This is a genomic window from Curtobacterium sp. ME12 (assembly GCF_903970855.1).
Classification (GTDB): domain Bacteria; phylum Actinomycetota; class Actinomycetes; order Actinomycetales; family Microbacteriaceae; genus Curtobacterium; species Curtobacterium poinsettiae_A.
Window position 1 is genome coordinate 69,313 of sequence record NZ_CAJCKD010000001.1, and the last position, 9,989, is coordinate 79,301.

Annotated in this window: 11 protein-coding genes; 8 read left to right on the forward strand and 3 right to left on the reverse strand. The window is 68.5% G+C overall.

Features of this window, described 5'->3' with window-relative positions:
• Positions 1 to 18: 18 nt before the first annotated feature.
• On the reverse strand, positions 19 to 873 hold the full coding sequence (locus tag H7A73_RS00315) for an aminoglycoside phosphotransferase family protein (protein WP_182064170.1): 855 nt from the start codon (positions 871 to 873) through the stop codon (positions 19 to 21).
• Positions 874 to 993: 120 nt separating this feature from the next.
• Here H7A73_RS00315 and H7A73_RS00320 point away from each other — a divergent pair, with 120 nt between their 5' ends.
• On the forward strand, positions 994 to 1,518 hold the full coding sequence (locus H7A73_RS00320; RefSeq protein ID WP_182064171.1) for an NUDIX domain-containing protein: 525 nt from the start codon (positions 994 to 996) through the stop codon (positions 1,516 to 1,518).
• A 34-nt stretch (positions 1,519 to 1,552) separates the two neighbouring features.
• Positions 1,553 to 1,921, forward strand: coding sequence for a hypothetical protein (locus tag H7A73_RS00325; protein ID WP_182064172.1), 369 nt, complete (start codon positions 1,553 to 1,555; stop codon positions 1,919 to 1,921).
• Between the two features lie 76 nt (positions 1,922 to 1,997).
• On the opposite strand, the gene H7A73_RS00330 is transcribed toward H7A73_RS00325, so the two are convergent.
• On the reverse strand, positions 1,998 to 3,635 hold the full coding sequence (locus H7A73_RS00330; protein WP_182064173.1) for a choice-of-anchor D domain-containing protein: 1,638 nt from the start codon (positions 3,633 to 3,635) through the stop codon (positions 1,998 to 2,000).
• Positions 3,636 to 4,185: 550 nt separating this feature from the next.
• On the opposite strand from H7A73_RS00330, the gene H7A73_RS00335 reads away from it, so the two are divergent.
• Positions 4,186 to 4,698: an AAA family ATPase gene (locus H7A73_RS00335; protein WP_182064174.1), complete on the forward strand. Its 513-nt coding sequence runs from the start codon at positions 4,186 to 4,188 to the stop codon at positions 4,696 to 4,698.
• 129 nt (positions 4,699 to 4,827) lie between these two features.
• Here the strand turns inward: H7A73_RS00335 and H7A73_RS00340 are convergent, their stop codons facing one another.
• Positions 4,828 to 5,451: a hypothetical protein gene (locus H7A73_RS00340; RefSeq protein ID WP_182064175.1), complete on the reverse strand. Its 624-nt coding sequence runs from the start codon at positions 5,449 to 5,451 to the stop codon at positions 4,828 to 4,830.
• On the opposite strand from H7A73_RS00340, the gene H7A73_RS00345 reads away from it, so the two are divergent.
• From H7A73_RS00345 to H7A73_RS00365, 5 genes are all read left to right on the forward strand, one after another.
• On the forward strand, positions 5,450 to 6,193 hold the full coding sequence (locus H7A73_RS00345) for a hypothetical protein (protein WP_182064176.1): 744 nt from the start codon (positions 5,450 to 5,452) through the stop codon (positions 6,191 to 6,193). The two genes, H7A73_RS00340 and H7A73_RS00345, sit on opposite strands and share 2 nt — an antisense overlap.
• A 106-nt stretch (positions 6,194 to 6,299) precedes the next feature.
• On the forward strand, positions 6,300 to 7,016 hold the full coding sequence (locus tag H7A73_RS00350) for a GntR family transcriptional regulator (RefSeq protein WP_182064177.1): 717 nt from the start codon (positions 6,300 to 6,302) through the stop codon (positions 7,014 to 7,016).
• Positions 7,017 to 7,109: 93 nt separating this feature from the next.
• The gene (locus H7A73_RS00355) at positions 7,110 to 8,132 is read left to right on the forward strand and encodes a sugar phosphate isomerase/epimerase family protein (RefSeq protein WP_182064178.1); all 1,023 of its coding nucleotides are present in this window, start codon (positions 7,110 to 7,112) and stop codon (positions 8,130 to 8,132) included.
• Positions 8,129 to 9,082 carry a 3-hydroxyacyl-CoA dehydrogenase family protein gene (locus H7A73_RS00360; RefSeq protein WP_182064179.1) on the forward strand — a complete coding sequence of 318 codons (954 nt, stop codon included), beginning with the start codon at positions 8,129 to 8,131 and terminating at the stop codon, positions 9,080 to 9,082. Before H7A73_RS00355 ends, H7A73_RS00360 begins: the two co-directional genes overlap by 4 nt.
• Before the next feature lie 16 nt (positions 9,083 to 9,098).
• Complete coding sequence (locus H7A73_RS00365; protein WP_182064180.1) at positions 9,099 to 9,887, forward strand: SDR family NAD(P)-dependent oxidoreductase; 789 nt, start codon at positions 9,099 to 9,101, stop codon at positions 9,885 to 9,887.
• The last annotated feature ends 102 nt before the right edge of the window (positions 9,888 to 9,989 follow it).

Genomic DNA, 9,989 nt, shown 5'->3' on the forward strand with positions numbered 1-9,989 from the left:
GCGTCCGGGCCTGACGGGTCAGAACGCGGCGAGGGCATTTCGGAGCATGTCGTGGCCCTGGGCCTCGAAGCCCTCGTCGCCGACCGCGTAGGCCCAGGTCGCCGTCCCCACTGCTTCGCGGAGTTGCAGCCAGCGCCACGCGTCCGGAGTGCGTGGATCGTCGCCGTACCCGTCGAAGAACGCCGCTTCGAGCCCGGGATCGTGCTGCCAGTGCAGCACCGCGAGGCGGGTGAGGTCGAAGGACACGGGGCGCCAGCCGAAGCGGCCGAAGTCGATGACGCGCAGTCGGCCGCCGTCGACGATCCAGTTGCGCGGGTGGAAGTCGCCGTGGGTCGGGACGAGGGCCTGCGTCGCGTGGTCGGTCGGGAGTGCGCGCAGTGCCGCTCGTGCGCGGGTGACCACGTCGTCCGGGATCCGGTGCGGTGCGTCGAGGGCGGCCAGTGCCTTCGCCTGCTCGTGCAGTAGGAACGTCGGGTCGTGGCGGGTGTCCTGGTCGTGCAGCCGTCGGAGCACTGCGCCGGCCTGGCGGTGGACGTCGGGATCGTGCTCGTCCGGGGTGCCGAGGGCGAGGTGCCCGGGGACGCGTTCGAGCACGAGGACGCGGTGCTCCTCGTTCGCGGCGACGAGGGCACCGGCGTCCCCGCTGGCTCGGAGTGCGGCGGTGGCGGTGCGGTGTGCTTCGAGCTCGCGGGGGAAGTGCGTGTTGGTCTGGCTGGAGGCCTTCACGGTGAAGCCGTCGTCGCCAGCGCGGACGTGCAGGACCCGCGTGTCGAGGAGCCCCCAGGAGTCATCGGCCACGACGACGGTGTCGGGGAGCATCTGCCGCACGAACGCGATCTGGTCGTCGTCGAGTCCGGTGTCCCCCCAGTGCATGGCGGCACGTTACCGTCCTGCTCCGACCACTGGAACCCCTCGTCCACGTCTCGGTAGCCGATCCGCTGCCGGACGCCGCATGTCGACGTTCCGCGTGCCGGTTCGTCCTACGCTGGCGGTGTGGACGAGTGGTGGGATCTTGTTGACGCGGCCGGGGTGCCGATGGGTGGGACGTTCCGGCGCGATGAAGCGGGTTGGCCTGGCGGGGCGTTCCATCTGGTGATCACGGTGTGCGTCTACCGGGCCGACGGAACCGTCCTGCTCACGCAGCGGGCTCCGACGAAGGAGTTCGCCTTCGGGTGGGAGTTCCCCGGTGGGAGCGCGTTCGCAGGCGAAACTGGTCCTGCAGCTGCGTGCCGAGAGCTGCTCGAGGAGACCAACGTCACCGTCGAGCCCGAGGCGCTGCGCCGCGTCGGCCGCTTCACCGAGGAGACGGCGCTCGTGGACCTCTTCGTCGTGCAGGAGCCGAGTGGTTCCGCGGTGCGAGCGGATCCGACCGAGGTGATGGATTGGCGCTGGGTCTCCCTGTCGGAGGTGATAGCGCTTCGCCAGAGTGGGGTGATGGCAGAACCATGGGGACCGCGGCTGGATGCGCTGTGGCCAGCGGCGACGGCATCGATCCTCGCTGCCCGCATGGCACTCTGATGACATCCGAGAGACGGACCAGAACAGGAGCCCGATGGCGTCCCGCATCCAACGCGCACCGCTCGGCGACCGCGGCGCGCTGTGGAACCTCGTCCTCGTCTGGGTCGTCATCGTCGTCGGGCTGCTCACCACGATCGGCTGCGTCGGCTACATCCTGAACGAGAGCCTCATCTCGTACAGCACTTGCGGCGCCCGCACCGTTTCCTGCGGTGATGCTGGCTGGTACAGCAGCATGGGGCTTACCTTCTTCGGCGGCTTCGCGGCAGTCATCACCGGCGGTGCGTTCGGCATCCGACGCCACCATCGCGCCAGCGGCGTCTGGTACCCGCTCGCCGGCATCGGCGGCGCGCTCCTGCTGACCATGGTCGCCGTCGTCATCCTCAAGGCGGCGACGAACACGTAGATCGCCGCACCTTGCCGTCGCGGCAGTCAGGATAGGACGGCCGCAGTCTCCCCGTTTCAGTGAGCCATCGGCACTGCTATCCGATGGTGACCTGCCTGCTGTACGACGGCATTCCCTTCCCTGCTGCGTTCACCGGGGTGACTGAGACCATGTTGCTCCCGGCGGACAACCCTGTGAGCGTCAGAGGGCTCGACGTTCCAGTCACACTGTCTCGGTAATCGGAGAGGATGTAGCTCGTGATGGGCAGGCCCCCATCATCTGCTGGCGCGTCGAACGACACGGTGACGGAACCCGGCCCGGTCGTCGTCCCGGTGATGGTGGGGCGCCCTGGAGCCATCACGGTCATCGGCGCGGTCCCGAAGGACGTCGTTCCCGCCTTGCTGACGTTTCCCGTCGCGTCTACGGCGAACACCGCGATGGTGTACCGCTGGCCGGTCGGGAGCCGCGGCACCGCCGCGGAAGCGCCGGTGACCACCAGCGGCACACCGCTCTGGACGGTCGAGCCAGCACCGTCGCCCTGCACGAGACGCGCGACGACCGACGTTGCGTCCTTCGATGTGGACGACGTCCACTTCACCTTCGTCGGTGTTGCTGAACCGACCCGGATCCCGGTCGGGGATGCCGGTGCCGTGACGTCGGACCGTGCTTGCCACTGCAGCGTGCCGTGCTGTGCGATCTTGTCGACGCAGTACTGCGTGAACGACATGTCGACCGTGTCCGGCAATCCGGAGACCGGGTCGAGCTTGAACTGCTTCACCGTCATCGTGCCCTTGGTGTCGCATCCGTACCCATCGACGGTTGTGACGATCGAGTACTTCCCACTGACGGTCGTCTTCGTCGTGCCGAGGGGGAAGGCCTTGCCGTACGGGCCGCCGAGGCGGACGCTGACGATGCCGCCGCTCCCGTCGAGGTCGTCGGCCTTGAACCACCAGTCCAGTGCGGCGTACGAGATCGACATCGCGGTCGAGCCGGAGGTCGCCTTCGTCGTCTTGCCCTTGTTGACCATGTCCTTGCCGGAGGAGGTGATCATCGTCTTCCCGAGGAACGCAGAACCGGTCAACGCCACCGTCTGCGTTGCTCCGCCGACCGGCACGTTCACCACAGCGGTGGCGGGACCAGCGGTCCTCGGTCGGAAGTTGATGTTGAACGTGCAGGTCGCGTCGGCTGCGAGGGTGGCTCCGCAGGTGCTGTTGCTGACCGAGAACGACCTCGCGTTCACCCCCGTGACAGCCGGCTTCCCCATCGTGACCGGTGCTGCACCGGTGTTGTGCACAGTCTCGACCTGGGTTGTCTTCGGCAACCCGATGAACGTCTTCGTGAACACGACGTTCCGTGCGCCCAGGATCACAGAGCCGGCAGCGTCCTCGCCGAACCGAAATTCGCCGACGCCCGGGACGACCGCGTCGAACCTGGTGATCTGGCCGTTCGTCGGGTCGGACGCGAGGTCGAGGATCGAGAACTCGCCGTAGATGTACGTTCCGTCGATCTCGAGCGTCGGCTGCTTCTCGCTGTGCGGGTGGTTGCCGTCGAGCCAGTAGACCCCCGTCGTCAGTGGCTTCCCTTCTGGAGGGCTCAGCGTGAACGAACCGCGACCCGTGCCGGTCGTGCGAGCGTTGATACCTCGAGTGGTGTCGGCGTCGGTCAGGACGACGCTGTCCCCGTCAGCGAACTCGGGTTCGCCCTTCGTCTGGTACCACGGGGACAAGATCTGCAAGACGCCCCCGCTCGCCGTGGCAGCGTTCGCCTCCGACGTGCCGACGGTGGTGAAGAGTCCTGCGGTGAGAAGTGCAACAGCACCGATGGCTGCTGAGCGGGCGATGCGCCGCATTGCGTAGTCCGTTCTGTCGCGGAGCACGCTCCCGGGTAGAGCGGCAGATGAACATTACTCCGCACTCAGGCAGGTACGCGCCGTGAGGCGACGGCATACCGCCTCCCCCTACCGCCAGCTTTCCGCCGCGCTGCTCGACCTGCAATTGTGCGCGCTGCTTCGACGTTCAACCGGGCGGTTCGGCATCGAGTTGAGCGCGGGGCCGAGTCGGCGCCGCCGGACCTTTTGCCACAGTTCGACGCTGGCACGTCCTCGTCCGGAACGGTCGTCCCTCGCGGACAGGGCACCTCGCGCCCCTGCTCCACACAGCCGAGCGTCCGGTAGCCGAGATCCGCATTCGGACACGTCATCGGAAGCCGACGAAGGTATCCACCTTGCTGGTGCTGCGCATCCACGACCGATAGACAGTGAGCTACGTCCAACGAAGGAGTTGTCGATGCTGGTTCAGGTCTGTGGTCTTCCCGGTGCAGGGAAGTCGACGCTGTCTGCTGCGATCGCGGAGCTGACACCTTCGCTGACCCTTCGCGTTGATGCGATCGAGGGCGCGATGTGGAAGTACCAGATTCCGCCCGAGCAGTCCGGGATCGCCGCCTACTCGGTCATGCATGCCATCGCGGTGCCGAATCTGCGGCGAGGACAGGTGGTCATCGCCGACGCGGTGAGTGGTGTGGAACCCGCTCGCGCTGGATGGGCGTCGACAGCGGAAGCCGCTGGGGTTCCGCTGCGCGTGATCGAGGTCGTGTGTGCGGACGTCAACGAGCACCGTCGCCGGGTGGAGCAGCGTGCGAATGACCTGCCTGGGTTCACCTTGCCGACGTGGGACGAGGTGCAGCGCGTCGCCGACGAGTACGAGCCCCGCACGGACGATCGACTCGTCATCGACAGCACCCGCCCGCTAGAAGACACGGTGCGCCAGGCCCTTGACTACCTCGAACTCAACGCGCGGTAACGGATCGGCTACCGGACCCCGTTCGCTCCGCTGACGGCGAGCAAGTTCTCGAGGTCGTCGTGGAGCCGCGCGGAACTACCCGATCCGCGTCGGGGCACGGACGGAAGCTCCGTGCCCCGACCGACCGCGTCAGCCGACTCGGGTCCAGGTCCCACAACCACTCGACGAGAAGGCGACCACGTCGTTGGTGATCGTCACGACGGCGCTGCCTCGGCGGTCGAGGTAGTCGTTCGCGATGATCGCGTCCAGACTGCCTGATGCGGAGGACAGGGTCGCCCAGTAGCACCCGCTCGGAGCAGTCGTCTTCCAGGTGCCCTTCGACACCTGCTGGCCCACCTTGTAGACGCCGTCTCCGGCGATCTTCGAGAGCTTCGGGCCGGCGGTGGTCGCGGCGTACCAGGTGCCGCAATCGTCCAGCTCGACGTACTTGTCCGTGCTCGAGACCCGGATCATGCGCTGACCCGAACCGATGTCGTTCGCGCGGATGTCGTCCAGCGTGCCCCGTGCGCTGCTGAGTCGTGCCCAGTAGCAGAACTGGTCCTGTCGCGTCGTCGAGTAGTACGTGCCCGGCTTGATCGTCGAGCCGACCTTGAAGGTGCCGTTGCCCGAGAACGATGCCGTGGCTCTCGCGATCTTCGCGGTGGCGACGCTTCGGACTGAACCATTGGCGTAGCCGGCCTTCGACACGGTGACCCGGGACGCGATGGTAGCCCCCACGTCGTAGTACCCGAGACGGTAGGTCCGCGACGTCATGCCTGCGACGACCTTGCCGTTGCGGAGCCACTCGTACCGTGCTGTCAGGCCGGAAGTGTTCCAGGAGCCCTTCGTCGTCGTCAGTACGCCACCGTTCCTCGTCGTTCCGCTGACCGACGGGCGAGCTGTGAACTTCGGAGCGTCGCCGCGGACGACGACACCGATCAACTGCGTCCGCGTCGCGGTCGTGTACCCGGTGCGGGAACCGGTGATGGAGACCGAGAGCTTGTGGCCGTGGTCCGAGGCCGTCGCCGTGTACCGCGAACCGGTGGCGTTGCGGATCGAGTCGCCGTCCCGCAGCCAGCGGTACTTCTTGGTCGTCGGGGCCGGCGACCAGCTCGGGAAGGTCGCGGTGAGGGTCTTGCCGACCTTAGCCGTTCCAGAGACCGTTGCGGGCTTCGTCGTGAACTTCCTCGGCTGGGGAACCGGTGTCGGTGTCGGGACCGTCGTCGGGGTGGGGCTCGGAGTGAGGGTCGCTTCCGGCGTCACCTCGTCCAGCGGCGTGGTCGGCTCTGCCTGGACGGTCGGCGCAGCGGTGTTCGGAGCGGACGTCACTGGTGGTGCCGTCGGCGCCGTGGTGGTCTCCGCGGGCGCGGAGGCGGCGTCCGCTGGCGCGGTGGCAGCGAGGACCGTCCCCGCCGCCAATGCGGTCGCGGTGAGTGCGAGGAGGAGCCGCGAGGCTCTGCGCACGGTCCGTTCGGGTCGGGCCATGGTGATTCCGTTCTTCGGGTGTCGTCGATGACGCAGCGGGTGCCCGCACGAGAATAGGAGAAATTCGCTCACTTCCGACAGCCTGTATGAGCCGGTCGCACAGGATCCTCGTTTCGTGGATTCTCTAGGATCGACCCATGTCCACGACCATGCCCGGCTTCGGGACGGAGCGCATCACGCAGCTCGGCCTGCGCGATCGCGTCTACGACCGGGTGCTCGAGGTCCTGATGGGCCACGACGTCGAACCGGGCATGCGACTGTCGATCGACGGACTGGCGCGCTCCCTCGGGGTCTCGCCGACCCCGGTGCGCGAAGCCCTGGTGCAACTCGAACGTACGGGCCTGGTCACCCGCGAAGCGAACAAGGGGTACCGGGTCTCCCCGCCCCTGGCCGGCGACCAGCTCGAGGCCCTGTTCGACGCCCGGCTCATCGTGGAGAGCGGCGCGGTCGAACTCGCGGCCCGCGGCGACGTGGACGGTCTGCGCGAGCGACTGGTGGCAGCGCTCGACGAGCAGGCTGCGGTGGCCGCCGAGGTCGCGTCCGTCGGTGCTGCGCACGCTCCGGAAGAGCTGATGGCCCGCTTCTTCCGCAGCGACTGGCAGTTCCACCAGCTGATCTTCGACGCGACACGGAACCCGTTCCTCGAGGAGATGTCCGAGATCATCACGACGCGCGTGCACCGCATGCGGCAGATCGTCGAGGGTGGCGGGGACGACACGGATCGTGCGGTCCAGGAACACCGGGCCATCCTGGAGGCGCTGGCTGCGGACCCGACGTCGGCCGTCGCCGCGATGCGGCTCCACATCGACGCCGTCCGGTTGCGTTCGCGGGCGGACGCGTCCCACACGAGCTGAGGCAGTGGGGTTGCGTTCCGGCGTCGTGCGAGTATCTTTCCTATAGGAAAGAGGTTCATCGCTGAACCACCACGACATGCAAGGGAGCATTCCGTGACCACTCCACAGGACTGGGTCGACCAGGATTGGGACCCCACCACCTGGACGTCGGAGACCTGGCCGATCGCCGCGTGCCTGCACGGGTTCGCGCAGGTCACCCGCGACGGGACGGCCTTCCACGACGCCCCCGCCGAGGTGTGGGACGAGGTGTTCGCGCAGATCGAGGCCGTCGGCTTCTCGCTCGCCGAACTCGCCGACAGCCACATCCGGCCCGCAGATCTCGAAGCCTCGCGCCGTGACGAGCTGTTCGCCGTCGCGAAGTCGCACGGCATCGGCATCCCGTCGGTGCACCTGCAGCGCAAGAGCGTCATCCAGCCCGGGCACGAGGACGAGAACCTCGCCTACGCCCACCGCACCATCGACGCTGCGGCCGAGTGGGGCATGCAGGTCTTCTCGACGGGCCTGCACCAGCCGTTCACGGACGCCCAGAAGCGCGCGCTGTGGTTCTGGACGGCGCCGGGCCCGAAGGACCCGGACGACCCCGAGGTCTGGGCCGCCGCGGTCAAGCGCCTGCGGGAGCTCGGGGAGCACGCTGCGAGCGTCGGGCTGCCGATGGCGCTCGAGCTGTACGAGGACACGTACCTCGGCACCGCCGACAGTGCGGTCCGCCTGGTCGAGGAGATCGGGCTCGACAACGTCGGGCTGAACGCGGACGTCGCGAACCTCATCCGTCTGCACCGGCCGATCGAGGACTGGCGGGAACTGTTCGCGAAGACCATGCCGCACACGAACTACCTGCACGTGAAGAACTACACGCGTGACGAGGCCGGCGACGGCAGCTGGGCGACGAGCGCTCCGAGCACCATGGAGACGGGCCTCATCAACTACCGCCAGGTCCTGCGCGACGCCGTCGCCGACGGGTTCCGCGGGATCGTCATGACCGAGCAGTACGGCGGGGACAGCCTCGGCGTCTGCGCCACCAACCAGCAGTACATCCGGTCCGTCCTCGCGACGACGACGCTCGACGCGACGGCGACCCCGACTGCATCCACCAGCACCGAAGGAGCAATCCGATGAGCACCCTCGACATCGCCGTCGTCGGGTCCGGCTACATGGGCGGCGGGATCGCCCAGGTCCTCGCCCTCGCCGGCCACACCGTCCGGATCGCCGACGTCTCGGCCGAGATCGCCCAGCAGAACCTGGAGCGACTGCTCGGAGAGACCGCACAGTTCGTCGCCGACGGGCTGTTCCCCGGGGACGCCGTCGAACGGGTCCGCGCGCACCTGAGCGCCGCCGAGTCGATCGAGGCCGCCGTCGCCGACGCGGACTTCATCGAGGAGGCCGTGCCCGAGAAGCTCGAGATCAAGCACGCGACGCTGCGCCGCATCAGCGAGGCCGCCCGCGCCGACGCCGTGATCGGCTCGAACACCTCGACGATCCTGATCGAGTCGCTGGCCGAGGCGGTCGTGGGCCCGGAGCGGTTCCTCGGCGTGCACTTCTCGAACCCGGCTCCGTTCATCCCCGGCGTCGAGCTCATCCCGCACCCGACCACGAACGAGCACGCGATCGAGGTCGGCGAGACCGTCGTCGCCGCGACCGGCAAGCAGTCGGCGCGGGTGAAGGACTCGACGGGGTTCGTCCTGAACCGCCTGCAGTACGCGCTGTTCGAGGAGGCCACGAAGATCGCCGACGAGGGCATCGCGAGCCCCGACGACATCGACACCATCGTGCGGACCACGTTCGGGTTCCGCCTGCCGTTCTTCGGCCCGTTCGCGATCGCCGACATGGCCGGGCTCGACGTCTACGCGTTCTGCTTCGAGTCGCTGCAGACCCGCTGGCCCGAGCGCTTCGCCACCCCGCCGTCGCTGCAGCAGCACGTCGACGCCGGTGAGCTCGGCACGAAGTCCGGCGCCGGGTACCTCGAGGTCCCCGCCGACCGCACGCCGGAACTCGTCGCCTACCGGAACAAGGCCTACGTCGCGATGCAGAAGCTGCTCGACGAGCTCGGCCCGGCACCGATCCACTGAGCCCGGAGCACGAACGATGAGCACGCAGAACTCCCAGGGCTCCCAGGACCCCCAGACCCGCACCGTCGTCCTCACCGGGGCCGCCTCACCGCGGGGCATCGGCCGCGCCACCGCCCACCACCTGGCCGAGGCCGGGTGGGACGTCGGGATCATCGACCTCGACCAGACGGCGAGCGAGCAGGTCGCCGCCGAGATCCGTGAGCAGCACGGCGTCCGCGCGGTCGGCGTCGGGGCGAACGTCGCCGACGAGTCCGCCGTCCGTGCGGCCTTCGACACGATCGAGGCCGGACTCCAGCCGATCACCGCACTCGTGAACCTGGCCGGGGTCTCGTCCGCGCACGCCTACCTCGACCTGCCCGAGGGGGAGTGGCACCGGGTGCTGTCGATCAACCTCGACGGTGTGCACTTCGCCAGCCTGCGGGCGGCGGAGTCGATGGTGCGGTCCGGCTACGGGCGCATCGTGAACCTGTCGTCGGTCTCCGCCCAGCGCGGCGGCGGCACCTTCAGCAAGACCCCGTACACGGTGGCGAAGGCCGGCGTGATCGGCCTGACCCGCGGACTGGCGCGTGAGCTCGGCCCGCGCGGCGTCACCGTCAACGCCATCGCCCCCGGTCCGATCGACACCGACATCATGGGCGGCACCCTGTCCGAGGAACGGAAGGCCGAGATGGCCGCCGACGGCGTGCTGCCGCGCATCGGCACCCCGCGGGACATCGCCGCCGCGATCGCCTACCTGATCAGCGAGGACGCCGGGTTCGTCACCGGCCAGACGCTCAACGTCGACGGCGGCCTGTACATGCACTAGGGCCAGCCGCCCGCGGAACGCGCGCCGACCAGGCGACGTGATCCGTGCCTCCCGTCCGGACGACCGAACCGACCGCCGGACGCCAGAACGACCGCACCGTGC